23 protein-coding genes and 1 pseudogene are annotated in these 25,043 nt (G+C 73.0%); 10 read left to right on the forward strand and 14 right to left on the reverse strand.

The window, feature by feature from the left end:
- The first annotated feature begins 30 nt into the window (after positions 1–30).
- Positions 31–897 (forward strand): serine hydrolase, encoded by an 867-nt coding sequence (locus tag TPA0908_RS08685; RefSeq protein WP_281936399.1) that lies wholly within the window; start codon positions 31–33, stop codon positions 895–897.
- 4 nt (positions 898–901) lie between these two features.
- Here TPA0908_RS08685 and TPA0908_RS08690 read toward each other — a convergent pair whose 3' ends face one another.
- Positions 902–1,699 (reverse strand): tyrosine-protein phosphatase, encoded by a 798-nt coding sequence (locus tag TPA0908_RS08690; protein WP_281936400.1) that lies wholly within the window; start codon positions 1,697–1,699, stop codon positions 902–904.
- 43 nt (positions 1,700–1,742) lie between these two features.
- On the opposite strand from TPA0908_RS08690, the gene TPA0908_RS08695 reads away from it, so the two are divergent.
- Positions 1,743–2,840: a mandelate racemase/muconate lactonizing enzyme family protein gene (locus TPA0908_RS08695; RefSeq protein WP_281936401.1), complete on the forward strand. Its 1,098-nt coding sequence runs from the start codon at positions 1,743–1,745 to the stop codon at positions 2,838–2,840.
- A gap of 56 nt (positions 2,841–2,896) precedes the next feature.
- Positions 2,897–3,814 (forward strand): C40 family peptidase, encoded by a 918-nt coding sequence (locus TPA0908_RS08700; protein WP_281936402.1) that lies wholly within the window; start codon positions 2,897–2,899, stop codon positions 3,812–3,814.
- Between the two features lie 40 nt (positions 3,815–3,854).
- Here the strand turns inward: TPA0908_RS08700 and TPA0908_RS08705 are convergent, their stop codons facing one another.
- The 3 genes from TPA0908_RS08705 to pnuC form a co-directional block, all read right to left on the reverse strand.
- On the reverse strand, positions 3,855–4,853 hold the full coding sequence (locus tag TPA0908_RS08705) for a TerC family protein (protein ID WP_281936403.1): 999 nt from the start codon (positions 4,851–4,853) through the stop codon (positions 3,855–3,857).
- 408 nt (positions 4,854–5,261) lie between these two features.
- Entirely contained in the window at positions 5,262–6,344 is a 1,083-nt protein-coding gene (locus TPA0908_RS08710) for an AAA family ATPase (protein ID WP_281936404.1), read from the reverse strand.
- Between the two features lie 55 nt (positions 6,345–6,399).
- Positions 6,400–7,053 (reverse strand): nicotinamide riboside transporter PnuC, encoded by a 654-nt coding sequence (pnuC, locus tag TPA0908_RS08715; protein WP_281936405.1) that lies wholly within the window; start codon positions 7,051–7,053, stop codon positions 6,400–6,402.
- A 74-nt stretch (positions 7,054–7,127) separates the two neighbouring features.
- Between pnuC and TPA0908_RS08720 the strand changes: the two genes are divergently transcribed.
- Positions 7,128–7,421, forward strand: a complete 294-nt coding sequence (locus TPA0908_RS08720) for an antibiotic biosynthesis monooxygenase family protein (RefSeq protein WP_281936406.1) — start codon at positions 7,128–7,130, stop codon at positions 7,419–7,421.
- Positions 7,422–7,545: 124 nt separating this feature from the next.
- Here the strand turns inward: TPA0908_RS08720 and TPA0908_RS08725 are convergent, their stop codons facing one another.
- The 4 genes from TPA0908_RS08725 to uvrB form a co-directional block, all read right to left on the reverse strand.
- Positions 7,546–8,445 carry a DUF5753 domain-containing protein gene (locus tag TPA0908_RS08725; RefSeq protein ID WP_281936407.1) on the reverse strand — a complete coding sequence of 300 codons (900 nt, stop codon included), beginning with the start codon at positions 8,443–8,445 and terminating at the stop codon, positions 7,546–7,548.
- An 84-nt stretch (positions 8,446–8,529) separates the two neighbouring features.
- On the reverse strand, positions 8,530–8,898 hold the full coding sequence (locus TPA0908_RS08730) for a VOC family protein (protein WP_281936408.1): 369 nt from the start codon (positions 8,896–8,898) through the stop codon (positions 8,530–8,532).
- A gap of 23 nt (positions 8,899–8,921) precedes the next feature.
- The gene (locus tag TPA0908_RS08735; protein ID WP_281936409.1) at positions 8,922–9,755 is read right to left on the reverse strand and encodes a helix-turn-helix domain-containing protein; all 834 of its coding nucleotides are present in this window, start codon (positions 9,753–9,755) and stop codon (positions 8,922–8,924) included.
- A 25-nt stretch (positions 9,756–9,780) separates the two neighbouring features.
- The gene (uvrB, locus tag TPA0908_RS08740; RefSeq protein ID WP_281936410.1) at positions 9,781–11,892 is read right to left on the reverse strand and encodes an excinuclease ABC subunit UvrB; all 2,112 of its coding nucleotides are present in this window, start codon (positions 11,890–11,892) and stop codon (positions 9,781–9,783) included.
- A 306-nt stretch (positions 11,893–12,198) separates the two neighbouring features.
- On the opposite strand from uvrB, the gene TPA0908_RS08745 reads away from it, so the two are divergent.
- Positions 12,199–13,836 (forward strand): hypothetical protein, encoded by a 1,638-nt coding sequence (locus TPA0908_RS08745; RefSeq protein ID WP_281936411.1) that lies wholly within the window; start codon positions 12,199–12,201, stop codon positions 13,834–13,836.
- A gap of 55 nt (positions 13,837–13,891) precedes the next feature.
- Here TPA0908_RS08745 and coaE read toward each other — a convergent pair whose 3' ends face one another.
- The gene (gene coaE, locus TPA0908_RS08750) at positions 13,892–15,070 is read right to left on the reverse strand and encodes a dephospho-CoA kinase (protein ID WP_281938488.1); all 1,179 of its coding nucleotides are present in this window, start codon (positions 15,068–15,070) and stop codon (positions 13,892–13,894) included.
- A 205-nt stretch (positions 15,071–15,275) separates the two neighbouring features.
- Positions 15,276–16,805 carry a 30S ribosomal protein S1 gene (gene rpsA / locus TPA0908_RS08755; RefSeq protein ID WP_107157503.1) on the reverse strand — a complete coding sequence of 510 codons (1,530 nt, stop codon included), beginning with the start codon at positions 16,803–16,805 and terminating at the stop codon, positions 15,276–15,278.
- 320 nt (positions 16,806–17,125) lie between these two features.
- On the opposite strand from rpsA, the gene TPA0908_RS08760 reads away from it, so the two are divergent.
- The 4 genes and pseudogenes from TPA0908_RS08760 to TPA0908_RS08775 form a co-directional block, all read left to right on the forward strand.
- Positions 17,126–17,929: a class I SAM-dependent methyltransferase gene (locus TPA0908_RS08760; RefSeq protein WP_281936412.1), complete on the forward strand. Its 804-nt coding sequence runs from the start codon at positions 17,126–17,128 to the stop codon at positions 17,927–17,929.
- A gap of 55 nt (positions 17,930–17,984) precedes the next feature.
- Positions 17,985–18,587 carry a Uma2 family endonuclease gene (locus TPA0908_RS08765; RefSeq protein ID WP_281936413.1) on the forward strand — a complete coding sequence of 201 codons (603 nt, stop codon included), beginning with the start codon at positions 17,985–17,987 and terminating at the stop codon, positions 18,585–18,587.
- Positions 18,588–18,628: 41 nt separating this feature from the next.
- The gene (locus TPA0908_RS08770; RefSeq protein ID WP_281936414.1) at positions 18,629–18,847 is read left to right on the forward strand and encodes a hypervirulence associated TUDOR domain-containing protein; all 219 of its coding nucleotides are present in this window, start codon (positions 18,629–18,631) and stop codon (positions 18,845–18,847) included.
- Positions 18,834–19,178 (forward strand): annotated as a pseudogene (locus TPA0908_RS08775) (DUF3140 domain-containing protein); the annotation flags it as partial. The gene TPA0908_RS08770 and the pseudogene TPA0908_RS08775, both read left to right, overlap by 14 nt.
- A gap of 56 nt (positions 19,179–19,234) precedes the next feature.
- Here the strand turns inward: TPA0908_RS08775 and polA are convergent.
- A complete protein-coding gene (gene polA, locus TPA0908_RS08780; RefSeq protein ID WP_281936415.1) occupies positions 19,235–21,934 on the reverse strand; it encodes a DNA polymerase I in 2,700 nt (899 codons plus the stop codon).
- Positions 21,935–22,048: 114 nt separating this feature from the next.
- Between polA and TPA0908_RS08785 the strand changes: the two genes are divergently transcribed.
- On the forward strand, positions 22,049–22,273 hold the full coding sequence (locus tag TPA0908_RS08785) for a hypothetical protein (RefSeq protein WP_281936416.1): 225 nt from the start codon (positions 22,049–22,051) through the stop codon (positions 22,271–22,273).
- Positions 22,274–22,312: 39 nt separating this feature from the next.
- On the opposite strand, the gene TPA0908_RS08790 is transcribed toward TPA0908_RS08785, so the two are convergent.
- The 3 genes from TPA0908_RS08790 to TPA0908_RS08800 are packed head-to-tail and all read right to left on the reverse strand — an operon-like array spanning position 22,313 to position 25,015.
- Positions 22,313–23,122 (reverse strand): amino acid ABC transporter ATP-binding protein, encoded by an 810-nt coding sequence (locus TPA0908_RS08790; RefSeq protein WP_281936417.1) that lies wholly within the window; start codon positions 23,120–23,122, stop codon positions 22,313–22,315.
- Positions 23,119–24,105 carry an amino acid ABC transporter permease gene (locus TPA0908_RS08795; protein ID WP_281936419.1) on the reverse strand — a complete coding sequence of 329 codons (987 nt, stop codon included), beginning with the start codon at positions 24,103–24,105 and terminating at the stop codon, positions 23,119–23,121. The genes TPA0908_RS08790 and TPA0908_RS08795 overlap by 4 nt, the downstream gene beginning before the upstream one ends.
- A gap of 4 nt (positions 24,106–24,109) precedes the next feature.
- Positions 24,110–25,015, reverse strand: a complete 906-nt coding sequence (locus TPA0908_RS08800) for an ABC transporter substrate-binding protein (protein WP_281936421.1) — start codon at positions 25,013–25,015, stop codon at positions 24,110–24,112.
- Between the last annotated feature and the right edge of the window lie 28 nt (positions 25,016–25,043).

Raw genomic sequence — 25,043 nt, forward strand, 5'->3', positions numbered from 1 at the left:
CGCGTCGAGAAGATCGGCTACGGTCGGCCCATGATCTGGGACGAGCTCGACGCGCACCTGGACCGGGTGCCCGGCACCGTCTCCGCGTACGTGGGACGTCCCGGCGCCCGGCCCGTCTGGACCCGACAGGCCGACGCCACCCACTACGCGGCGAGCACCATGAAGGTGGCCGTGCTGGTGGCGCTGCACCGGGCCGCCGAGGCCGGCCGGCTCGACCTGGACGCGGCGGTGCCGGTGCGCAACGCGTTCGACTCCGCCCAGCCCGGCGCGCCCCGCTTCGCCAACGCCCGCGACTACGACAACGACGAGGCGGTCTGGGACGCCGTCGGCGGTACCGCGCCGCTGCGCTGGCTCGCCGAACGCATGATCATCCGGTCCAGCAACCTGGCCACGAACCTGTGCGTCGGCCAGGTCGGGCTGCCCGCCGTGGCGGAGGCCTGGGCGCGGGCCGGCGCGCGGCACAGCGTCACCGGCCGCGGCATCGAGGACTTCGCCGCCCGCGACGCCGGCATCGACAACCTGGTCACCGCCGCCGACCTGGCCGCCCTCCTCGGCGAGCTGGCGCTGGGCGCGAGCCGGCCCGGCCCACTCGCCTCGCCGGCCGGCTGCGCCGCCATGCTCGACGTGCTCGTCGCCCAGGAACACCGTGAGGACCTGGCCGCCGGGCTGCCCGACGGCACCCGCATCGCGCACAAGAACGGCTGGGTACGCGGCGTCCGCCACGGCGCCGGCGTGGTCTTCCCGGACGACGCGCCGCCGTACGCGATCGTGGTGTGCACGACCACCGACCTGGCCGACGGCGGCGCGGACGGCGAGCAGGTCGAGGACGACGCGTGCCGGCTCATCGCGCACGTCTCCGCGCGGGTGTGGGACGCCCGGCACGAGCTGGCCGGCTGAGCCGCTACTCCAGCAACTGCTCCCGCAGCCCCGCCCGGACCTCGTCGGTCACGCCCAGCCCGTCGCGCAGGTACGCCTCGAACGAGCCGTGCGCCCGGCGCACCTCGTCGTACGCGGCGTCCAGGTACTCCGCGCGCACCTCCAGCAGTGGCCGGGCCACCGCCGGGTCGAGGTCCGGCCGACGGCGCGTCATCGCCGTCAGCAGCACCTCGCGCAGGCTCTCGGTCAGCTCGTTGTGCCGCAGGTAGTCGGCCCGGATCGCCGGTTCCGGCACGCCCAGCGCGGTCAGCAGCACCACCGACAGCCATCCGGTGCGGTCCTTGCCGGCGGAGCAGTGGAACAGCAACGGCAGGTTCGCGCCGTCCGCGGCCAGCCGCACCGCCGCGCCGAACCCCGCCCGCGCCGGTTCCCCGGTGACGAACCAGCGGTAGATCGCCGTCATCGCCCCCGGCATGCCCTCGCGGGCCAACTCCGCGTACGCCGCCAGGTCGTGCCCCTGCAACACGGCCGAGACGTAGGTGAACACCGGGTGGGCCGCGTCGTACACCGGCAGGTGCACCACGCGGGGCGCGCCCACCAGCCGGTCCGGCGGCGCCACCTCCTGCTCCTGCACGGCGCGCAGGTCCACCACGCAGGCCGTGCCGAGCTTGCCCAGCACCGGCAGATCGTCGTCGGTCAGCCGGCCCAGCGCCGCGGTCCGGACGAGCCGCCCGGCACGGACCCGCCGCCCGTCGGTCGTCGGCAGCCCGCCCAGGTCACGGGCGTTCGGCGCGCCCACCAGCTCCCAGTCCCGCCCGGTCATCGGCCCTCCCCTGCTCGCCACCAGTGCCTATAGGGTGCCCCACATGACGATCGCGGCGGTACGCACCCACCGGCTCTCGGCCCCCTTACACACCCCGTTCGTCACCGCGCTGCGGAGCACCACCTCCGTGGAGACCCTGATCGTCGAGGTGATCGACAGCGACGGCCGGTCCGGGTTCGGCGAGGCCCCGCAGGTCTGGCAGGTCACCGGCGCGTCGATCGGCGGCGCCGAGGCGTGCGTCCGCGAACTGCTCACCCCGCTGCTGACCGGTCGCGACGCGGACGACCTCCAGGCCCGCTGCCGACAGGTGCGCCGGGCCGTGGTGGGCAACGAGTCGGCGAAGGCGGCCGTCGACGTGGCGCTGCACGACCTGGCCGCGCGGCGGCTCGGCGTACCCCTGGTGCGGTTGCTCGGCGGCACCGCGCTGCGCGTCCCGACGGACGTCACGCTGGCCGCCGGCGACGCGGTCGACCTGGCCGCGGCGGCCGGTCGGCGCCGGGCCGAGGGTTTCACGGTGCTGAAGCTCAAGGTCGGCACCGACGCCCACGGCGACCTGGACCGGGTCCGCGCGGTGCGCGCCGCCGTCGGCCCGGACGCGCGGATCCGGCTGGACGCCAACCAGGGCTGGACGCCGCGCGAGGCGGTCCGGGTGATCCGCGGCATCGAGGACGCCGGGCTCGACGTCGAGCTGGTCGAGCAGCCGGTGCACCGCCGTGACCTGGACGGGCTGGCCTGGGTCAGCGACCGGGTGGCGGTGCCCATCCTCGCCGACGAGTCGGTCTTCGACGTGCGCGACCTGGTCGAGGTGATCCGCCGTCGGGCGGCCGACATGGTCAACGTGAAGCTGGCCAAGTGCGGCGGCCTGCAACCGGCCCGCACGCTGCTGGACCTGGCCGCCGCGCACGGCATGGGCACGATCGTCGGCTCGATGATGGAGGGTCCGGTCGGCGTGGGCGCCGCGGCCAGCCTGGCCGCCGCGCACGGCACCACCGCCGTGTCGGATCTCGACGCCGCCTGGTGGCTGGCCTGGTCGCCGGTCACCGGCGGGCTCCGGTACGAGGGCGCGGACGTGCTGCTGCCGGACGCCCCGGGGCTCGGCATCGCCGACGTGAATGAAGCTAAAGTTCAGCGCCACGGTTGAGTGAGGTTGGATTTTTTCATAGGGTCCCCCACAGGAGCGTGGGAGGAGGGGTGCGGATGACGCCTCAACCGGGCCACCAGGCCGTGGTACGGGTCCCGGTGGCGACCCTGTGGGCAGACCCCGACGCGGTCCGCCCGATCGACGGACCCGCCCTGCGCGACCGCCCCGACGTCGCCGCCTGGGTTGCCGGGATGGATCGCGACCAGTGGGTCGGCGACTGCGTCCTGACCCAGTTGCTGCTCGGCGAGCCGGTGCTGGTCACCGGGGCCGGGCCGGACGGCTGGGTCCGGGTGGTCGCCCTCGGGCAGCCCGCCGCCAAGCTGGACCCTCGCGGCTACCCGGGCTGGATGCGGTCGGCCCACCTGGCCGCGCCCGCCGACACCGGTCCGACCGGGTCCGCGTTGGTGGTCGACGTCCGCCGGACCACACTGCACGAGGCCGCCGGCGGGTCGCCGGCGCTCACCGGGGTGACCCTGGGCACCCACCTCACCTCCGCCGGCCGGCCGGCGGACGGCTGGCGGCCGGTCCGGGCGCCCGGGCGGGTCGAGCCGCTCTGGGCCCCGGAGGGCGACCTGGTGCCGCTGCCCGCCGAGCGGCCCCAGGCCAAGGAGGTGCTCGCGGTCGCCGAGCGGCTGCGCGACCTGGTCTACATCTGGGGCGGCCTGTCCACCGACGGCATCGACTGCTCCGGTCTGGTGCACCTGGCCTGGCGGCGGTACGGCGTCACGCTGCCCCGCGACGCGGACGACCAGGCCGAGGCGACCACGCCGCTGGCGCTGGACGACGAGCGCCCCGGCGACCTCTACTTCTTCGCCCGCCCCGGCCGGCGCATCCACCACGTCGGGATCGTCACGGCCGAGCCGCACGGCGGCCGGCGCCGGATGCTGCACGCCTGCTACCTCACCCGCCGGGTGGTCGAGGAGGAACTGCCCCCGGACCGGGTCGCCACCCTGGTCGGCGCGCACCGCGTCTGACCCGGTGTCCGGGGCGTGTCCGCCCCGGACACCGGCGCGGTCAGCGACGCGCCTCGGCCAGTTCCCGGCGCCGGTCCCGCGACGACTTGGCCAGGCTCGCCACCGTGGCCACGGCCAGCGTGCCGAGGATGACCGTCAGCGAGAGCCAGATCGGGATGTGCGGCGCCCACGCCACGTGCTCACCGCCGTTGATGAACGGCAGGTTGTTGTCGGCCAACGCCTCCAGCACCAGCTTCACGCCGATGAAGCCGAGCACCACGGCCAGCCCGTAGCTGAGGTAGATGAGCCGGTCCAGCAGACCGCCCAGCAGGAAGTAGAGCTGCCGCAGCCCCATCAGCGCGAAGACGTTCGCGGTGAACACCAGGTACGGCTCCTGGGTGATCCCGAAGATCGCCGGGATCGAGTCGAGCGCGAAGATGAGGTCGGTGGTGCCGATCGCGATCATCACGATCAGCATCGGGGTGAACAGTCGCCGCCCGTTCTCCCGGGTGGTCATCTTCGCCCCGTCGAAGTCCCGGGACAGCGGCAGCGCCTTGCGGCTCCACCGGATCAACAGGTTCTCGCTGAACTCGTCCTCGTCCGGCTCGCCCTGTCGGGCCAGGTTCACCGCCGTGTAGATCAGGAACGCGCCGAAGATGTAGAACACCCAGGAGAACTGGGAGATCAGCGCCGCGCCGGCGGCGATGAACCCACCGCGCATCACCAGCGCCAACAGGATGCCGATGAGCAGCACCTTCTGCTGGTACTGCCGGGGCACCCCGAAGCGGGCCATGATGATCACGAAGACGAAGAGATTGTCCACCGAGAGGCTGTATTCGGTCAGCCAGCCGGTGTAGAACTGGCCGGCCACGCTCGGCCCGGCCGTCACCCAGAGCACCACGCCGAAGAGCAGCGCCAGCACCACGTAGAAGCCGACCCACAGGCTGGACTCGCGGACGCTGGGCTCGTGCGGGCGGCGGCCGATGATGAACAGGTCGGCGAGCAGGACCGCGATCATCGCGGTCAGGGTTACCGCCCACACCAATGCGGACACGTTCAAATCCATCCTCCGGCAGACACGCAGCGTCGGGCACACCGTACGCCGGGTGTTGGGCCGGGGTGCGTCGACGCTGACTGTGGTGACTGTCGGAGGTCTCTTCCGCCGGCGCCCGGGTGGACTCCGACCGACGGAGCCGGGTCGAGCGACCGGGGGTGCTGGCGCTCTTCCGTGCTGACGACTCCGTCACGGGGGAATACTCCCCTCCTCGGCCGCCATTGTTCACCATGCCGGCCCGGTAGCGCATCTCCGGGCGCCGATCTGCCGTCATCGGGTGCCGCTCCTCACGTATTCGCGGGACGTCCTAGGAGGCTAGCCTTACCCTCCTCGCGCCAGCGGCTCTCGGATGCGGGCAGCACCGCCGGGTGCCGGCGCGCCCGGCACACTCCGGTGCGGTGCGGACGAGGGGCCTCAGTGGGCGGGCAGCAGCGGGTCGGTGAACGCCCACCCGGCGGCGAGCAGATCCTCGACCGCGGCGACCGCCGTGGCCAGCCGCTCCTCGTGCGTGCCGCGCAGCTCCACCACCGGCACCCCGCTGGCGGCCAGCTCCACGCGGAACCGCCCGGTCATCCACGCCCGCAGGTGTTCCCCGTCGCGCAGGCCGTCGTCGGCGAAGGGCACCCCCTCGTGGTCGGTGAGCAGATAGAGCGCCGGGCGGCCGGCGGCGGCCCGGACCTCGGCCGACGACGACCCCAGGTAGCGCTCCTCCCAGAGCGCGGTGGCCCGGGCGTCGGTGTCGCAGCACAACAGCGGGCCGCTGACCCGTGCCGCGGCGTCCTCGGCGGCCTGCTGCTCGCGTACCACCTCGACGAAGTCGTCCCGGTCCCAGGTGACGTCGAAGACGGTCGCGTCCGGTCGGGAGCGGCGCAGCGTGGCGAGTTTGCGGGCGGTCAGCTCACGGCCGTACTCGGGGACCCAGGCGGTGCGGAAGCGCTCGGCGAGCGCCTGCGTCATGGTCGTGGTGCCGGTGGACTCCGCGCCGACCACCACGACGCGGCGGACCAGCCACGCCCGCACCGGCGCGCTCAGCCACCGCCAGTGCGCCGCCGGGTCCGCGCGCACCGCGGTGCCGGAGACCGGTACCGCCCGCCGCCGCGGATCCACGTCGACCGCGACCGCGCCGAACCGGCGGGCCAGCTCCCCGCCGTACGCCTCGGAGGAGAAGACGGCGTCCACCGACTCGCCGCCCAGCGCGTCGGCGAACACCGCGCAGTGCAGGTCCCAGACCGCCGGGTCGGCGTAGTCGACCGGATGGTCGTCGTACCGGCCGACGAACCGCACCCACGGCGTGCCGGCGTGCACCTCGCGCAGCCAGGCCAACCGCAGGTCCAGCGGGATCGACTCGCGTCGGGACGGCGCCACCACCACGGTCACCGCCGCGCAGCGGGCCGCGGCGGCCTCGACGAGCGCATGGTGCCCGGCGTGCGGCGGATAGAACTTGCCGACCACCAGGCCGTGCCGGAACCGGCACGGGCCCGCCCCGGTCGCGCTCACGTCGCAACCAGAGTTCGCGACTGCGGGGCTCGCAGACCCGGCTCACTCCTCGCGCTCACGCAGCCACCGGTGCCGGGCCGGGCGGCACCGGCGTGGCCGCCGCGCGCCGACGCAGGTCCGCCCGCCAGGACCGCAACCCCACCACGCAGAGGGCCAGGAAGATCAGGTACAGGCCGCCGGTCAGCCACAGCCCCTTGTACGCGTAGAGCGGGATGTAGATCAGGTCGGCGGCGATCCACAGCCACCAGCTCTCCACCAGCTTGCGGGTCTGGCCGTAGGTGGCCAGCAGCGACAACGCGGTGGTGACCGCATCGGCCAGCGGGACGGTCGAGTCGGTGGCCCGGTCCAGCAGCGCCCACAGCCCGGCGGTGAGCAGCAGCCCGGCCAGGCCCAGCGCCCACCACTCCCGCCGCCCGGTGCGGGCCACCGTGAGCCGGCTGCGCCGGGCCCCGCCGAACAGCCAGTGCCACCAGCCGTAGATCCCGAGCACCACGTAGACGAGTTGCAGGCCGGCGTCGGCGTACAGGCCGGCGGTCCAGAACAGCACCATCAGCAGCAGCACGTTGGCGATGCCGACCGCCCAGTTCGCGATGTGCTGGCGGGCGACCAACCAGACGTTGACCACGCCGGTGCCGAAGCCGAGCAGCTCCGCCCAGGTGGTGCCGGCGCCGAACACGGTGAACGCGGTGCCGGTGAGCCAGTCGAGCATGTGGGTGTCCCTCCCCCGCCGCCGGAGCGCCCCCGGAGCGTACCGGGGGTGGCCGGGCATGGGAGGCTTCGGGCATGGTTCTTGAGGTCGCGCTGATCGACGTGACGCCCGGACACGAGGACGACTTCGCCGCCGCCTACGCGCAGGCCCGGCCGATCCTCGCCGAGGTGCAGGGGTGCCGCTCCGTGCGGATGACCCGCGGGGTGGAGTCGCCCACCCGGTTCGTGCTGCTGGTCGAGTGGGACTCGGTGGAGGCGCACGACGTGAACTTCCGGCAGACCGAGCGCTTCGGGCGGTGGCGCGGGCTGATCGGCCCGTACTTCGCCGGCCCGCCGCTGGTCGAGCACTTCGTCGACGTGCCGGCCTGAACTGTCGTACCCCACGCGTAGCCTGCGCGCGACGCGCGGTCACCGGTCCCGACGGGCAACGGGGGCGCCGGGCCCGGTGGGCGCGCGGCGGCCCCGGTTCAGCCCGGTGGGCGCGCGGCGCCCCTCACCCCGGCTCGCGCGCATCGCGGGGCCGGGGCACCGGCGCGGGGCCGAGCCGCCGAGCCAGCAGCTCGGCCGTCGCGTCCTCCGGCAGCGCCGCCGCGAGCAGCCGCTCGATCACCTGCTCGTAGCGGGCCACATCCGCCTCGCCGACCAGGCGCAGGTCGGTGGTGAGCGTCTCCACCAGCACGGTGCGTGGATCGTCCGGGTCCGGATAGGCGTAGTAGGAGAACGGCGCCAGCGGGTGCAGGTCGTCGCCGGACGAGGCGTCCCGCGGCAGCACCCGGACCGTGACGTGCGACCGCTCGGCCAGCGCCAGCAGATGCCGTAGTTGCTCCCGCCACACCTCGGCCGGCAGGCCGCCCGGCTCGCAGGCCCGCTCGTCGATCAACGCGGTGTAGTGCGGCGGGTCCGGCCGGACCAGCAGTTCCTGGCGCACCGCCCGGGCGCGGACGTCGGCCTCCACGTCCACCCCGTCGGCGACCGACGCGCCGGCCGACACCCGCAGCCGGGCGTACGCCGGGGTCTGTAACAGGCCGGGCACGAGCGCCGGCTGGTATTCCACGATGCGCTCGGCGCCGGCCTCCAGCTCCGCGTACGCCCGCTGCCGCTCGCCCATCTCGCCCAGCGCCTTGGACCAGCCACGCCCGGTGGCGGCGTCACGCGCGATGACGATCAGATCGTCCCGCTGGTGCGGCGGGACCGCGTAGACGTCGAGCAGGTCGAGCACGTCGGCCAGGTCCGGCCGGCTCTGCCCCAGCTCGATGCGGGACAGCTTCGACGTGGACGCCCAACCGAGCCGGGCGCAGACCTGCTCGAGCGTCAGTGACTCACGGCGGCGCAGCCGGCGCAGCTCGACGCCGAGCCGCACCCGCCGGACGACCGGACTTGCTGACATCGGCATGCGCTCCTCCCAGGGTGGGAGCGTACGCATGACCATCACACACGGCAATACCTCGCTTGCGCAGAGCAACAGACGCCGGGTGGGTCAGGGACGGTACGTGCCGAACGACCAGACCATGCCGACCAGGTCACGGGCGGCGTAGTCGCGGGAGCCGTAATCGGTGTCGAACGGCGACCTGACGATTTCCGCGCCGGCCGCGCGGGCCCGCTCGTGGTGCGCGTCCACGTCGTCGACCGCCAGGTAGACGCGGTAGTCGTCGTCGGCCGGGCGGCTCGCCGGTGCGGGCCCCGGCCCGACCATGACGAGGCCGTCGCCGTGACCGAGCTGGGCGTGGCGCACCGCGCCGTCGGGCCCGGAGTGCAGCTCGTGGACCGTGAGACCGAACGCCGACCGGAGGAAGTCGACAGCGGCGTGGACGTCGGGGTACCGGAGGACCGGGTAGATGCTTCGCATGGCACCAGCCTGCCGCGCGCCGGTCAGCCCGGATAGGACGGATGTGATCCGGGCCGGGCCAGCACCGCCGGCGTGGCCCCGGCGAACGCCTGGAACTCCCGGATCAGATGCGACTGGTCGTAGTAGCCCCAGCGGGCCGCCCGCTCCGCCCAACCCGCCCCGCCCGCGCCGGCGGCCGGCGCGGTGAGCACCGTGCGACCCAGACCGGCGTACGCCCGCTCGAAGCGCAGGAGCCGGGCCACCGTCCTCGGCGGCAGCCCGAACTCCTGACGGAACCGGACCGCCAGGTGACGACGGGACCAGCCGATCTCGTCGGCCAGCGCGGCGACGCCGACCGCTCCCCCGCTGACGTCGAGCCGCCGCCACGCCGCCCGCAGCCGACCGTCGACCGGGTCGGTGGCCGCCAGCCGGGCGGCGAGGGCGGCGTCGAGCCGGGCGAAGCGCTCCGCCCAGCCGGCCGCGCCGGCCAGCGCGTCCCGCAGGTCGGTCAGCCAGCCGGCGACCCGGTCGACCGGGACCACCCGGTTGGCCAACTCGCCGAGCGGCAGCCCGAGCACCCGGCGCGCCGCCGGGGCGGTCAGGACCACCTGCACGCCGACTCCCGTGCCGGCGGTACGGGTGGCGCACCAACCGTCGAACGGGCCGGCCAGGAACGCGTTGCCGGACACGCCGCGGCCGGCCCCCCGCGGATCGTGCACGTCGAGCGGGTCGCCCCAGCCCAGGATCAGCACCACGAACGCGCCGGCCACCTCGCGGCGCACCAGCGGCGCCGGCGCGTCCTCCCGGTAGCCGAGGTACCGGTCCACCCAGGGACGCAGCCGCGCGTCGGGACGCCCGACGACCGCCTCGGTCAGCATCCCGCCCTCCCGGCCGGCAGGCCGCTCACCGCACCCCGGCCGCGTCCATCCCGCGCAACTCCTTCTTGAGGTCGGCGACCTCGTCGCGGATCCGCGCCGCCAGCTCGAACTGGAGCTCCCGGGCGGCGGCCAGCATCTGGTCGTTGAGCTCCTGGATGAGGTTGGCCAGATCGGCCCGGGCCATCCCCTCCCGGGACGGGGTCGCCGCGCCGCCCCGGCCACCGCGGCTGCGGGTCTCCTTGACCGGCGCCTTGCCCCGGGACAGCTGCCGCGCGGCGCCGCCGACGGTGGTGGCCTCGGTGTCCTCCGCCTCGCGGTAGATGTCGTCGAGGATGTCGTGGATCTTCTTGCGCAGCGGCTCGGGGCTGATGCCGTGGGCCTCGTTGTGCGCGATCTGCTTGGCCCGACGCCGGTTCGTCTCGTCGATCGCCGACGCCATCGACGGGGTGATCTTGTCGGCGTACATGTGGACCTGGCCGGAGACGTTCCGGGCCGCGCGGCCGATGGTCTGGATCAGCGACCGGCCGCTGCGCAGGAAGCCCTCCTTGTCGGCGTCGAGGATCGCCACCAGCGAGACCTCGGGCAGGTCGAGGCCCTCCCGGAGCAGGTTGATGCCGACCAGCACGTCGTAGTCACCCTTGCGCAGCTCACTCAGCAGCTCGACCCGGCGCAGCGTGTCCACCTCGGAGTGCAGGTAGCGCACCCGGATGCCGTTCTCCAGCAGGTAGTCGGAGAGGTCCTCGGCCATCTTCTTGGTCAGCGTGGTGACCAGCACCCGCTCGTCGCGCTCGGTGCGCAGCTTGATCTCGTGCATCAGGTCGTCGATCTGCCCCTTGGTCGGCTTCACCACCACCTCGGGGTCGATCAGACCGGTGGGCCGGATCACCTGCTCGACGAACTCGCCCTGGGCCTGCTCCAGCTCCCACGGGCCCGGGGTGGCGGAGAGGAAGACCGACTGACCCACCCGTTCCAGGTATTCGTCGAAGCGCAGCGGCCGGTTGTCGGCGGCGCTGGGCAGCCGGAAGCCGTGGTCGATAAGCATCCGCTTGCGGGAGGCGTCGCCCTCGTACATGCCACCGATCTGCGGGATGGTGACGTGCGACTCGTCGACCACGGTGAGGAAGTCGTCGGGGAAGTAGTCGAGCAAACAGTGCGGCGGACTGCCGGGCAACCGGCCGTCCATGTGCATCGAGTAGTTCTCGATGCCGGAGCAGAAGCCGACCTGACGCATCATCTCGATGTCGTAGGTGGTGCGCATGCGCAGTCGCTGCGCCTCCAGCAGCTTGCCCTGCCGCTCCAGCTCGGCCAGCCGCTCGGCCAGCTCGGCCTCGATGTCGCGGATCGCCCGCTCCATCCGCTCCGGGCCGGCGGCGTAGTGCGTGGCCGGGAAGATCACCAGGCTGTCGACCTCGCGGACCACGTCCCCGGTCAACGGGTTGAGGTAGTAGAGCTTCTCGATCTCGTCGCCGAACAGCTCGATCCGGACGGCGAGCTCCTCGTACGCCGGGATGATCTCCAGTGTGTCGCCGCGGACCCGGAACGTGCCGCGTTGGAAGGCCATGTCGTTGCGGGTGTACTGGATGTCGACCAGCCGGCGCAGCAACTGGTCCCGGTCGAGCTCCTGCCCCACCTTGGCCCGCACCGCGCGGTCGAGGTATTCCTCCGGCGTGCCGAGGCCGTAGATCGCCGACACGGTGGCCACCACGATGACGTCGCGTCGGGTGAGCAGCGACATGGTCGCCGAGTGCCGCAGCCGCTCCACCTCCTCGTTGATCGAGGAGTCCTTCTCGATGTAGGTGTCGGTCTGCGGGATGTAGGCCTCGGGCTGGTAGTAGTCGTAGTAGGAGACGAAGTATTCCACCGCGTTGTGCGGCAGCAGCTCGCCGAACTCCTTGGCGAGCTGGGCGGCGAGCGTCTTGTTGGGGGCGAGCACCAGCGTGGGCCGTTGGAGCCGCTCGACCAGCCACGCCGTGGTGGCGCTCTTGCCGGTGCCGGTCGCGCCCAGCAGCACCGTGTTGCGGTCGCCGCGGCGCACGCGACGCTCAAGATCGTCGATGGCTGCCGGCTGGTCGCCGGCCGGCTGGAACTCGCTGACCACCTGGAAGCGGCCGTCGAGCCGGGGAATGTCGAGCGCCATGTCACCAACGGTACGCCCGCGGTCCGACACTTCCCCGCCGACCACGGATCGTCCCTGACCGGCTTCGATATTCCCATTGTGTGGCTCATCTCACCGGACTACCCTCGTACCGTAGGCCGCTCGCGGCGGCCGACCGGGCCGGTGGCCGCCTCCCTCGCGGGGGCCCGGCCGCCCCCGGCGCCGAAGGCCGCAGCACCCGGGACGACCGGCGTGCGCGCCCATGGTGGTCGCGCCGAGAGGCGCTCACCGGCCGCCGCGAGCGCCCCTGCGTCGTCACCCGTGACCCCGCAGCCGCGTTGTCCCCTCGTGGAGCCCTCTCCCGACCGCCGGCCGCGCCGTGACCGCGCGCCCGGCACCGGCGCGTCCACCCCGCCGCCGGAGCCGGGCCGGCCGCCCGCACCGCCGCGCCCGCACCGGGTCACCGCGCGCGGCGACGCCGACCAGCACGTGCCGCGCGAGCCCGGCCGAGGCCACCGCCGATCCCGCACCAGTGTCCCGACCCGGCCCGGCACCACGGCCGGCCGCCGGCGGCGCGGCGGCGCCGCGACCGGCCCGAGACCGGCCGGCACCGCCCGAGCGGGCGACGATCCCGCGCTGGACGGGGCGGGCGACCCACCGGACCGACCTACCCGCCGACGCGCCGCGCTGGCCTCGCTCGTGCTGGCCGCCGCCGCCTCGGCGACCCTCCTGGTCGCCGGGCTGCCCGGCGCGTCCCCACCGCGGTCGGGCCCGGCGGACCGCCCGCTCACCGCCGACGAGGCCGAGCGGGTGGCCGCGCTGCGGGTGACCAACGTACGGGACCTGCGCGCCGGCGTCCGGGGCACGGTCGGCGCCGGCCGGGACCGGATCGAACTGCTCGGCTGGGTCGACTGGGCCCGGCCGCTGCTCTACCTGGACGTCGGCGGACCCGGCGCGGGCGCCGACCGGGGGCTCGTCCAGGCCACCACGGCGGCGCTGTTGGTCCGCCCGGCCCCGGCCGCGCCGCCCAGGCCGGCGCGACCACCGCTGGTGCCGCCGCCCGACCGGTGGCGGCTCCGCGAACCGCCGGCCGGCCGAGGGTTGGCCGCCGTCCGCGACCTGCTGCTCGGGCTGGGCGCGGACCGGCTCGACCCGGTCGCGCGGGACGGCCGTTGGCTGCGCCGGGAGAGCCTCGCCGGCGTCCCGGTGGACGTGCTCCGGGCACCGCTGGCCGCCCCGTCGGGCGACCCGCGGCCGACGCTCTGGCTGGACCGGGACGCCCGACTGCACCGGTTGGCCGGGCGGCTGCCCGACGGCACGCCGGTCACCGTCGACCTGGAGCGTGCCGACCGGCCCGCCCCGCACCCGGTGGACGCGCTCGGCGGCCGGGCCGGGCAGCCCCGGCCGCTGACCGACGACGAGGCGGACCGGTTGGCCGGGCTGCCCGCCCGGCTGCGGCGCGCCGGCGGCGCGGCGGTGACCGTGGCCGCCCCGCTCGACCCGTCCACCACCCTGCACGGGGTGGGCACGCTGAGCTGGTCGACGCCGTCGGCGTACCTCACGGTGACCGACGACGACACCGGCCGGCGTACGCTGCGACGGGCCGGACCGGGCGGGGTGGCCCACGCGCAGGCGTCCCCCGACGGGCCCGGCACGCCGCCGCCGACGCCCGGCGGGTTGCTCACGGCCGCCGCCCGGCCGCCCACCGACGCCCTCGACCGGCTCCTCGAGGCCGCGCTGCGGGCCGGCACCCGGCCACCGGACCGACCGGCGCTACGGATCCGGGCGGACGCGACCGCAGGCCGTGCGGTGGACGTCATCGAGGTGCCGGGCGGCCTGCGCTGGTGGCTGGACCGGGCCGGACTGCCCCACCGCCTGGAACTACGCACCCCCGAAGACGTGTGGATCCACCTCACCCTCACCCTCACCTCCACCCCGCCGAAGCGCGCAGATTCCCGGAAAGTGGGGCCATCCGACGCGGAATGAGCACGCTTTCCGTGAATCTGGGGCCAGCGGGGCGGCGGGGCGGGAGGGGTGGAGGTCAGGGGTGCCAGCCGGTCTGGGCGGCCCAGTCCTCGGCGCGCAGGTGCTCCTCGTCGAACCAGGGGTCGGTGAGCGTGCCGTGCGCCGCGCTGTCCGGCGCGGCAGCCACCAGGTCCCGCTTCACCTGGAGGTACGCGGCCCGGCGCGCCGGGTCCGCGCGGAGGTGGTCGCGCATCAGCAGCGCGTACCGCCAACCGGCCGAGCCGGCCACCCGCAGATGCAGCAGCACCGGGCGACCCGGGTCCGCGCCGCCGTGCAGCCGCTTCACCCACCGCACCCGGTCGGGGCGACGCGGCGCGTCCCGCCACTCGCCGGGCAGCCGGGGGAAGCCCGCCTCGGCCAGCCGGTCGGCGAGCGGACCGTCCGCCTCCGCCAGCGAGGGGACGGTGAGCTGGATGTCGATGACATCCGGCGCGGCCAGGCCGGGCACGGCGGTGGAGCCGACGTGGTCGACCCGGAGGTCGCCACCGGCCGCGTGGTGGATCCGCGCGGCCAGCCGGGCGTACTGCGCGGGCCAGGTCGGATCCGGCTCGGTCAACGTCGACGGCTCGGCCCGGACGGCGTGCCGCTCGCGGACGTTGCGCTCGTAGGGCAGCAACCGGTGCCGCCAGAGGTCGTCCACCGCGTCGTGCAGGTCGGTCAGTGTGCCGTCGTTGGTGAGCAGCACATCCGCCACCGCCGCCCGGCGGGCGTCATCGGCCTGCGCGGCGATCCGCCGCTCGGCCTCGGCCGGGTCCATGCCCCGGTCCCGGGACAACCGCGCCAGCCGGGTCGGCACCGCCGTCTGCACCACCAGCACCAGGTGGTACGTGGGTGCGAGCCCGACCTCGACCAGCAGTGGCACGTCGTTGACCACCACCGCGTCGGCGGGCGCGGCGGCGACCAGCGCGGCGGCCCGCGCCCGGACCCGGGGATGGGTGATCGCCTCCAGCCGGCGTCGGGCGGACTCGTCGGCGAAGACCAGCGCGCCCAGCGCGGCCCGGTCCAGCGAGCCGTCCGGGCCCAGGACCCGGTCGGAGAACGCGGCGACCACCTCGGCCAGCCCTTCGGTGCCGGGCGCGACCACCTCGCGGGCGATCCGGTCCGAGTCGACGACCACCGCGCCGAGCGCGGCGAGGCGGGCCGCCACCGCGCTCTTGCCGGATCCGATCCCGCCCGTCAGCCCCACCTTCAGCATCCGGACAGTCAACCGGATCACCGGACACATGCCAAACAGGCCGCCGCCTCCACGTCGACCGGGACGGCACGCGAGCGGCGTCCGCACGTGTCCACGACGCGGGCCCCGCCCCCGGCGCTCCGCTGGTGCGGAACGCGGGGACGGGGCCCGTCGTCAGAGGCAGCCGCTGGTGCGTCCGGATGGACGAACCGGCGTCAGCGACCGGTCACTTGCCGCCGGCGAGCTTCTCCCGCAGTGCGGCGAGCGCCTCGTCGGTGGCCAGCGTGCCGGCCGGCTCCTCGGCCTGACGGCTCGGGGCCGACGAGGTCGAGGTGGTGGTGCTGGTGGCCGGCGGAGCCGGGTTGGCCGCGGCCTCGGCGTCGGCGGCGCGGGAGGTCTGCACCTGCTTGGTGTGGGCCTCCCAGCGCTGACGCGCCTCGGCGTACTGGTTCTCCCAGGTCTCGCGCTGCTTGTCGTAGCCCTCGAGCCACTCGCCCGTCTCCGGGTCGAAGCCCTCCGGGTAGATGTAGTTGCCCTCGTTGTCGTACGTCGCGGCCATGCCGTAGAGGGTCGGGTCGAAGTGCTCCTCGCCCTCGACGAAGCCCTCGTTGGCCTGCTTGAGCGACAGCGAGATCCGGCGGCGCTCCAGGTCGATGTCGATGACCTTGACCATGACCTCGGAGCCGACCTGCACGACCTGCTCCGGGATCTCCACGTGGCGCTCGGCCAGCTCGGAGATGTGGACCAGGCCCTCGATGCCGTCGTCCACCCGGACGAACGCGCCGAACGGCACCAGCTTGGTGACCTTACCCGGCACGATCTGCTGGATCGCGTGGGTGCGGGCGAACTGACGCCACGGGTCCTCCTGGGTCGCCTTCAGCGACAGCGAGACCCGCTCGCGGTCCAGGTCGACGTCCAGGACCTCGACCTCGACCTCCTGGCCCACCTCGACGACCTCGGACGGGTGGTCGATGTGCTTCCAGGACAGCTCGGAGACGTGCACGAGGCCGTCCACGCCGCCCAGGTCGACGAACGCGCCGAAGTTGACGATCGAGGAGACGACGCCCTTGCGGACCTGCCCCTTCTGGAGCTTGTTGAGGAACTCGGTGCGCACCTCGGACTGCGTCTGCTCCAGCCAGGCCCGGCGGGACAGGACCACGTTGTTGCGGTTCTTGTCCAGCTCGATGATCTTGGCTTCGAGCTCGCGGCCGACGTACGGCTGGAGGTCACGCACCCGCCGCATCTCGACAAGCGACGCGGGCAGGAAGCCGCGCAGGCCGATGTCGAGGATGAGACCACCCTTGACGACCTCGATGACCGAGCCGCGGACGACCCCGTCCTCGTCCTTGATCTTCTCGATCGTGCCCCAGGCCCGCTCGTACTGCGCCCGCTTCTTGGAGAGGATCAGCCGACCCTCCTTGTCCTCCTTCTGGAGGACGAGGGCCTCGATGTGGTCGCCGACCGAAACAACCTCGGCCGGGTCCACGTCGTGCTTGATCGACAGCTCCCGAGAGGGGATCACGCCCTCGGTCTTGTAGCCGATGTCGAGCAGGACCTCGTCCCGATCGACCTTGACGACGGTGCCTTCGACAATGTCGCCGTCGTTGAAGTACTTGATGGTCTCGTCGATAGCGGCGAGGAATGCTTCCTCAGAGCCGAGATCGTCGTGCGTGACCTTGTTGGCGCTCGAGGTGGCCTCGATGCTGCTCGTCATGTGGGCGGTTGCTCCGGTCGGATGGGTTGTCACAGCGGGCATGGGTGTCGCGGTGACTCTTCCGCGCCAGCGGATCCGTCGCCGGGCACACCGAACGATCGACGCAAGAAGATCATTAGTGGCTCCGGTGACCGCACACCTGCTCCCTGCCGAGGCACACGATCCGCGAGCGCATCGTCTAGCCTACCCGCTGTATTACCACAGCGTGCAAGCCCTCCCGGGTCCGTGCGACCTCATCCGCTGCGAAAGCGGAGATTTCGCGCGGTAAGGGGCCACTCCTGTCTCGTCCGTCACATCCGCCCCACCCGCAACACGCCGGCCCGCCCGCGACGCGGCGCCCGACCGGCCCTAGCGTGGACTCCGTGGACGACGACAGGGTGACCCGCCGGCGGGTCGGGGCCGCCGAGATCCGCCGGGCCAACCGCGGCTGGTGGGACACCGACGCCGACGCCTACCAGGCCGAGCACGGCACGTTCCTCGGTGACGTCGACTTCGTCTGGTGCCCGGAAGGGCTGCGCGAGGCCGACGCGCGACTGCTCGGCGACGTCACCGGCCGCCGGATCCTCGAACTCGGCGCCGGCGCGGCCGCCGCCGCCCGCTGGCTCGCCGCCCAGGGCGCCCGGCCGGTCGCGCTGGACCTCTCCGCCGGCATGTTGCGGCACGCCGCCGACGCCGCCGACCGCAGCGGGGTACGCGTGCCGCTGGTCCAGGCCGACGCGCTGGCGTTGCCCTTCGGCGACGCCGCCTTCGACACGGTCTGCACCGCGTTCGGCGCGATCCCGTTCGTCGACGACTCGGCGGCGGCGATGCGCGAGGTGGCCCGGGTGCTGCGCCCCGGCGGCCGGTGGGTCTTCTCGGTCACCCACCCGATGCGCTGGATCTTCCTCGACGACCCGGGCGAGGGCGGGCTGACCGCCGTGCACTCGTACTTCGACCGCTCCCCCTACGTCGAGCAGGACGCGCGCGGCGTGGCCACCTACGTCGAGCAGCACCGCACGCTGGGCGACCGCATCCGGGAGCTGGTCGGCGCCGGGTTCCGCCTGCTCGACCTGGTGGAGCCGGAGTGGCCGGCCGGCCACGAGGGGATCTGGGGCCAGTGGAGCCCGCTGCGTGGCCGGCTCTTCCCCGGCACCGCCATCTTCGTGACGGAGAAGCCGACGACCTGAGCGCGTCGCACATCCGGTCCGACCCGGCCCGCTCCACCGGCGGTACGCTCACCGCATGAGCGCCGAGCCCGTCCCGACATCACCTGGCCCCTGGTGTCCGGACCCGATGCGGCAGCAGCGTGCGGACTACACGCTGGACGACCTGCTCACCCTGCCGGACGACGCCCCCCGCGTCGAACTCGTCGACGGAGTCATCCAGGTGACACCCTCCCCCACCCTGGGCCACCAGAGCATCTCCAGCCTGCTGTGGCTCTGGCTTCGGTCCCACGCGCCGGCCCACCTGCGGGTCGCCCAAGCGGTCGGAGTCGGGCTCAGTCCGAACACCAGCCGGCAACCGGACGTGCTGCTCCACCACGCCGGGCTGCCGAACGACCGGTCGCGCCTGCGCCCGGCCGACGTCGTGCTGGCCGTCGAGATCGTCTCGCCCGGCACCCGGCGGGTGGACCGGTTCGCCAAGCCGGGCGAGTACGCCGCCGCCGGCATCCCGTTCTACTGGCGGATCGAGCAGGACCCGGTGCACCTGTACGCGTACCGCCTCGGTGACCGGATCGGCCCCGGCGGCGAGCGCCAGTACGAGCTGGTGGCCGACGGCAGCGAGGTGGTCGAGTTGGCCGAGCCGTTCGACATCAAGCTGCCGATCGCCGAGATCCGGCCCTGACCGCAGGCGTTACTCGGCCATGCCGGCGGGTAACCGCCGGCATGGCCGAGAAGGAGTTCCGCGCCGGCGACCACGTCTCCTGGGCCAGCCACAGCGGTCGGGCGTACGGCGTGGTCAAGGAGAAGCTGACCGAGCGCACCCACGTCCGCGGGCATCCGGTGCACGCGTCGCCGGAGCAGCCGCAGTACCGGATCACCAACGACGACTCCGGCCGCGACGTCGCCCACCGACCGGAGGTGCTCCGCGATGAGTCGCAGTGAGGACCCGCAGCAGACGTACCGCGAGTTCACCGACGCGGTGAACATGAAACCCGCCGAGCTGACCCGCTGGCTGGAGACCGACGAGTCCAAGCACGTCGGCTGGCACAAGCCGGGCACCAAGGGCGGCGAATCGGTCGGGCACGACTCCGGCCGCCGGATCGTGGACCTGCTGCGCCGCAAGCGCGACCAGCTCACCGCCGCCGACTACAAGCACATGCGCAAGGTGGTCGGCTACGTGCACCGGCACCTGGCCCAGCGCCCGTCCGGCGACGTGCGCGACACGAGGTGGCGCTGGTCGCTGATGAACTGGGGCCACGACCCGCTCAAGGGCTGAGCGTCCAACCGTTTTTGACCCTGCCGTCGACGGCAGGGTCAAGGAGGGGGCGGTCAGTGGTCGGCGCTGTTCCAGTCGCGGCCCTCGCCGACCGACACCTCCAGCGGCACCGACAGCGGGTACGCCGCGCCCATCTCCTTGCGCACCAGCGCCTCCAGCGCCTCCCGCTCCCCCGGGGCGACCTCGAAGACCAGCTCGTCGTGCACCTGGAGCAGCATCCGGGAACGCAGCCCGGCGTCGCGCAGCGCGCTGTCGACGTGCAGCATGGCGACCTTGATGATGTCGGCCGCCGAGCCCTGGATCGGGGCGTTGAGCGCCATCCGCTCGGCCATCTCCCGGCGTTGCCGGTTGTCGCTGACCAGGTCGGGCAGGTAGCGGCGGCGACCCAGGATGGTGGAGGTGTAGCCGTCCTGCCGGGCCCGGGCCACCACCTCGTGGAGGTAGTCGCGGACGCCACCGAACCCGGCGAAGTAGTTCTCCATCAGCCCGCGGGCCTCCTCGGCGGAGATGCCGAGCTGCTGGGACAGGCCGAACGCGCTCAACCCGTACGCCAGGCCGTAGTTCATCGCCTTGATCTTGCGGCGCTGGTCGGCGGTGACGTCGCCGACCTCGACGGTGAAGACCGAGGAGGCGGTCGCGGCGTGGAAGTCGTGCCCGGAGTTGAACGCCTCGACAAGCGCCTCGTCGGCGGACAGGTGCGCCATGATCCGCATCTCGATCTGGCTGTAGTCGGCGGTGAGCAGGCATTCGTAGCCCTCGCCGACCACGAACGCGCGCCGGATCCGCCGCCCCTCCTCGGTGCGGATGGGGATGTTCTGGAGGTTCGGCTCGGTGGACGACAGCCGCCCGGTCGCGGCCACCGTCTGGTTGAACGTGGTGTGGATCCGGCCGTCGTCGGAGACGGACTTGAGCAGCCCGTCGACCGTCGACTTGAGCTTGGCGACGTCGCGGTGGCGCAGCAGGTGGTGCAGGAGCGGGTGCTCGGTCTGCGCGTAGAGCCACTGGAGGGCGTCGGCGTCGGTGGTGTAGCCGGTCTTGATCCGCTTCGTCTTGGGCAGCGCCAGCTCGGTGAAGAGGATCTCCTGCAACTGCTTCGGCGAGCCCAGGTTGAACTCCCGGCCGACCACGGCGTACGCGCTCTGCGCGGCGGCCTTCACCTCGGCGGCGAAGTGCGCCTCCAGCTCGGACAGGTAGTCGGTGTCGGCGGCGATGCCGGTGCGTTCCATGGCGGCGAGCACCCGCATCAGCGGCAGCTCCACCTCGGCCATCAGCCGGGCGGACTGCTCGCCGTCCCGGGACAGTTCGGCGTCGATCGCGTCGGCCAGGTCGAGCGTGGCCCGGGCCTGGAGCATCAGGTTCTGCTCGGCCGCGTCCTCGTCGCCGAACCCGTCCAGGGTGAGCTGGCCGGTCTCCGGCGCGTCGACGCGCAGCTCCCGGTGCAGGTATCGAAGCGCCAGGTCGGTGAGGTCGTAGGAACGCTGGTCGGGACGGGCCAGGTAGGCGGCGATCTGGGTGTCGCGGGCGATGCCCCGCAGCTCCCAGCCGTGCGCGGCGAACGCCAGCACCGCCGGCTTGCTGTCGTGCAGCACCTTGGGCCGCCCGGCGTCGGCCAGCCAGCCGGCCAGCGCGGCCTCGTCGTCGGCGGCCAGCCGGCTCGGATCGAACCAGGCGCCCGCGCCGTCGGTGGTGGCCAGCGCCATCCCGGTCACGGTCGCGGTGTGCCGGCGGTTGGGCCCGGTGTCGAGCGTGGCCGCCAGGCCGACCGACGTGCCGGCCGGGGCGTGCGTGCCGAGCCAGCCGGCGAGCGCGCCCGGCTCGGTCAGCACCTCGCCGGCCAGCTCGAAGCCGGCCTCGGCCTCCGGCTCGACGGCTTCGAGGTACTGGTAGAGCCGGTCGCGCAGGATGCGGAACTGGAGCGTGTCGAAGACCTGGTGCACGGCCTCGCGGTCCCAGCCCTGCCAGCGGGCGTCCTCGGGACGCACCGGCAGCTCCAGGTCGGTGACCAGGCAGTTGATCTCGTAGTTGCGGATCACGTCGGCGAGCCGCTCGCGCAGGCTGTCGCCCGCCTTGCCCTTGATCTCGTCGGCGCGCGCCACCACGCCCTCGACCCCGTCGTACAGGTTGATCCACTTGGCCGCGGTCTTCGGGCCGACCCCGGGCACGCCGGGCAGGTTGTCGCTGGTCTCGCCGACCAACGCGGCCAGGTCGCGGTAGCGGCCGGGGGTGACGCCGTACTTCGCCTCGACCGCCGCCGGGTCCATCCGGGCCAGGTCGGAGACGCCCTTGCGCGGGTAGAGCACGGTGACCTGGTCGCCGACGAGCTGGAACGCGTCCCGGTCGCCGGTGGTGATCAGCACGTCCATGCCCTGGTCGCGGGCCTGGCAGGCGAGCGTGGCGATGACGTCGTCGGCCTCGTAGCCCTCCTTCTCGACCACCGGCACCCGCAGCGCGGCGAGAACCTCCTTGACCAGGCTGACCTGGCCCTTGAAGTCGGTCGGGGTCTCGCTGCGGCCGGCCTTGTATTCGGAGTACTTCTCCGTGCGGAAGGAGCGGCGGGAGACGTCGAACGCCACCACGATGTGGGTCGGTTGCTCGTCGCGCAACACGTTGATCAACATCGAGGTGAAGCCGTAGACGGCGTTGGTCGGCTGCCCCGTGGTGGTGGAGAAGTTTTCCACCGGCAGGGCGAAGAACGCCCGATATGCCAGGGAGTGTCCGTCGACGAGGAGCAGGCGCGGCGTCGTAGCTGTCACGGCAGCGACTCTAGTCCGTGACCCCGACATCCCCGGCACCAGCAGCCCCCACGGATCGCGACCGGGCCGCTACGGTATGGAGATCAGTCGATGGCATTTCACAAGGAGGACCCGATGCGACGATGGGGTGTCCGAATCCTGGCGCCGGCGCTCGCCACCGCCGGCATGGTGGCCGCGTTCAGCGCGCCGGCGTTCGCCGGCTGGGTCAGCGGTGGGGTCTACGCGACCCAGTCGAAGTGCATCTCGGTCGGGCAGTCCCGGGTCAGCAGCGGCATCTACCAGACGTACGTCTGCGAGTCGCAGAGTCCCGGCTGGCTGCTCCGGGGCTTCGTGAACTGACCGGCGGGGTCCGGTGCGGCCCACGCCGCACCGGACCCGTCAGAGCACCTTGGCCAGGAACGCCTGGGTCCGCTCGTGCTTCGGCGCCGAGATCACCTCACGCGGGTCGCCCTGCTCGACGACCACCCCGCCGTCCATGAAGACCAGGTGGTCGCCGACCTCCCGGGCGAAGCCGATCTCGTGGGTCACCACGATCATCGTCATGCCGTCGCGGGCCAGGTCCTTCATCGTATCCAGCACCTCGCCCACCAGCTCCGGGTCGAGCGCGCTGGTCGGCTCGTCGAAGAGCATCAGCTTCGGCCGCATGGCCAGCGCCCGGGCGATCGCCACCCGCTGCTGCTGGCCGCCGGAGAGCTGACCCGGGTACGCGCCGAGCTTGTCCCCCAGCCCCACCCGCTCCAGCAGCTCCGCGGCGTGCTCCCGGGCCTGCGCCTTCTTCACCTGGCGCAGCAGCAGCGGCGCCTCGGTCACGTTCTGTAGCACGGTCATGTGCGGGAACAGGTTGAACCGCTGGAACACCATGCCGATCGCCCGGCGCTGCGCGGCCACCTCCTTGTCCCGCATCTCGTGCAGCTTCCCGCCGCGCTCCCGGTAGCCGATCAGGTCGCCGTCCACCCAGATCCGGCCGGCGTCGATCTTCTCCAGGTGGTTGATGCAGCGCAGGAACGTCGACTTGCCGGAGCCGGAGGGCCCGAGCAGGCAGCACACCTCGCCGGCGCGGACCTCCAGGTCGATGCCCTTGAGCACCTCCAGCGGCCCGAACGACTTGTGCACCTGTTCGGCGCGCACCATCAGACCGGACTCGGCCGTCGGCGCGGTGGCCTGCGTGGGCACGATCAGCTCGGTCATGGTGTTCCCGCCCCTCCGGCGCCGCCGCCACCGGTCTCCGCGGCCAGCGTGCGCAGCCGCGCCCGGGCCCGTTGCGTGGTCCCGTAGCCCTTGCCGAAGTGGCGCTCCAGGAAATACTGCCCGACCAGCAGGATGCTGGTCAGGAACAGGTACCAGAGGCAGGCGGCGACGTACATCGGGAAGATCTGGAACGTCCGCTTGCCGACGGCGTCGAGCTGGAAGAACAGTTCTACGCTGACCGGCACGTAGAGCAGCAACGACGTGTCCTTGAGCATGGCGATGGTCTCGTTGCCGGTCGGCGGGATGATCACCCGCATCGCCTGCGGCAGCACCACCCGGCGCAGCAACTGGCCCCGGCTCAGGCCGAGCGCCTGGGCCGCCTCGGTCTGTCCCGGATCCACCGACTGGATGCCGGCCCGGACGATCTCCGCCATGTACGCGGCCTCGGAGAGCGCCAACCCGAGCAGGCCGGCCATGAAGCCGGTGAGGATGTCCCGGGAGGAGAACCCGAACAACCGCAGTTGCAGGTTGTCGATGCCGAACAACTGGCCGAGCTGGGTGTCGAACGGCACGCCGAACTCGACCCGGCTCCACAGGATGCCGATGTTGCCGAAGACGGCCAGCAGCACCAGCCGGGGCACGGCCCGGAAGAACCAGGTGTACAGCCACGCCACGCCGCGCAGGATCGGGTTGTCGGAGAGCCGCATCACCGCGATCACCACGCCGAGCGTGACGCCGATCAGCATCGCGCTGACCGTCATCAGCACGGTGCCGCGCAGCAGCCCCTCGATGATCGGCGGGCGGAACATCTTGTCGACCATGAAGGACCAGTTGAAGGCCTTGTTGGTCACCAACAGGTGGACGAACATCGCGGTCAGCACGGCGAGCACCGCCACCGCGATCCAGCGTCCCGGGTGCCGCACGGGCACGGCCTTGATCGGTTCCGGCCGTGCCCGCGCGGTTGTCGCTTCCTCGGTGGTCATGTCGTCACGGGTTGATCGCGGGATCCGTGATCGCGCCGTCCCCCACCTTCCACTTGTCGAGCACCTGCTTGTACGAGCCGTCGGTGATCAGCGCCTTGGTGGCGTCGCGCACCGCCTCGGCGAACTGCGCCTGCTCCTTGGCCACCACGTAGCCGTACGGGGCCGCCTCGTACTGCTTGTCCAGCAGCTCCAGGGCGTCCTTGGACTGGGTCACCGCGTACACCCCGACCGGGTAGTCGGCGAGCATCGCGTCGTCCTTGCCGGAGACGACCGCGGCGGTGGCCGCGTCCTGACCCGGGAACTGGTCGATCGTGATGGCCGGCTTGCCGGCGTCGGTGCAGGTCTTGGAACGCTTCTGGATGTCCTCGACCTGGACCGTGTCCTTCTGCACCGCGATCTTCTTGCCGCAGGCGTTGTCCAGCGCCACCCCGGCCGGGTTGCCCTTCTTGGTCACCCACTGGGTGCCGACCTGGAAGTAGCTGACCATGTTGGCCTGGCCCTTGCGCTCGTCGTTGACGGTGAACGACGAGACGCCGACCTCGTACTTGCCCGAGTTGACGCCGTTGATGATGTCGCCGAACGGCGCCGAGACGAACTCCGCCTTCAGGCCGAGCTTGGCCGCCACGGCGGTGAACAGCTCGACGTCGAAGCCGATGACGGTCTTGCCGTCGGAGTCGAGAAACTCGGCCGGGGCGTACGTGGAGTCGGTGCCGACCACGATCTTGCCGTCGGACTTGATCGCGTCGGGCACCTTGGCGGCCAGCGAGGAATCCGCCGTGGCGGTCACGCTCGCGCCGCCGCCGGGCTGCTCGGTCTGCTCCTCCTCACCGCAGGCGGCGAGGGAGAGCAGGAGGACGGCCGCGCCGGCGACGCCGAGCGCCGCCCGACGGCCGGGGCTGGGGTGGAACATGGGGTACTCCTTTTGCGAGGGGGGCGTC

It is taken from the genome of Micromonospora sp. AKA38 (assembly GCF_027925725.1).
In the GTDB taxonomy this organism is placed as follows: Bacteria; Actinomycetota; Actinomycetes; order Mycobacteriales; family Micromonosporaceae; genus Micromonospora.

Bases quoted from the DNA above. Each gene is read 5' to 3' on its own strand.
- TPA0908_RS08785 (WP_281936416.1), top strand. From the start codon at position 22,049: ATGCGACGATGGGGTGTCCGAATCCTGGCGCCGGCGCTCGCCACCGCC.
- TPA0908_RS08795 (WP_281936419.1), bottom strand. From the start codon at position 24,105: ATGACCACCGAGGAAGCGACAACCGCGCGGGCACGGCCGGAACCGATC.
- TPA0908_RS08735 (WP_281936409.1), bottom strand. From the start codon at position 9,755: ATGCTGACCGAGGCGGTCGTCGGGCGTCCCGACGCGCGGCTGCGTCCC.
- uvrB (WP_281936410.1), bottom strand. From the start codon at position 11,892: ATGGCGCTCGACATTCCCCGGCTCGACGGCCGCTTCCAGGTGGTCAGC.
- TPA0908_RS08690 (WP_281936400.1), bottom strand. From the start codon at position 1,699: ATGACCGGGCGGGACTGGGAGCTGGTGGGCGCGCCGAACGCCCGTGAC.
- pnuC (WP_281936405.1), bottom strand. From the start codon at position 7,053: ATGCTCGACTGGCTCACCGGCACCGCGTTCACCGTGTTCGGCGCCGGC.
- TPA0908_RS08700 (WP_281936402.1), top strand. From the start codon at position 2,897: ATGACGCCTCAACCGGGCCACCAGGCCGTGGTACGGGTCCCGGTGGCG.
- rpsA (WP_107157503.1), bottom strand. From the start codon at position 16,805: ATGCCCGCTGTGACAACCCATCCGACCGGAGCAACCGCCCACATGACG.
- TPA0908_RS08720 (WP_281936406.1), top strand. From the start codon at position 7,128: ATGGTTCTTGAGGTCGCGCTGATCGACGTGACGCCCGGACACGAGGAC.
- coaE (WP_281938488.1), bottom strand. From the start codon at position 15,070: ATGCTGAAGGTGGGGCTGACGGGCGGGATCGGATCCGGCAAGAGCGCG.
- TPA0908_RS08685 (WP_281936399.1), top strand. From the start codon at position 31: ATGATCTGGGACGAGCTCGACGCGCACCTGGACCGGGTGCCCGGCACC.
- TPA0908_RS08765 (WP_281936413.1), top strand. From the start codon at position 17,985: ATGAGCGCCGAGCCCGTCCCGACATCACCTGGCCCCTGGTGTCCGGAC.
- TPA0908_RS08695 (WP_281936401.1), top strand. From the start codon at position 1,743: ATGACGATCGCGGCGGTACGCACCCACCGGCTCTCGGCCCCCTTACAC.
- TPA0908_RS08770 (WP_281936414.1), top strand. From the start codon at position 18,629: ATGGCCGAGAAGGAGTTCCGCGCCGGCGACCACGTCTCCTGGGCCAGC.
- TPA0908_RS08800 (WP_281936421.1), bottom strand. From the start codon at position 25,015: ATGTTCCACCCCAGCCCCGGCCGTCGGGCGGCGCTCGGCGTCGCCGGC.
- TPA0908_RS08730 (WP_281936408.1), bottom strand. From the start codon at position 8,898: ATGCGAAGCATCTACCCGGTCCTCCGGTACCCCGACGTCCACGCCGCT.
- TPA0908_RS08725 (WP_281936407.1), bottom strand. From the start codon at position 8,445: ATGCCGATGTCAGCAAGTCCGGTCGTCCGGCGGGTGCGGCTCGGCGTC.
- TPA0908_RS08790 (WP_281936417.1), bottom strand. From the start codon at position 23,122: ATGACCGAGCTGATCGTGCCCACGCAGGCCACCGCGCCGACGGCCGAG.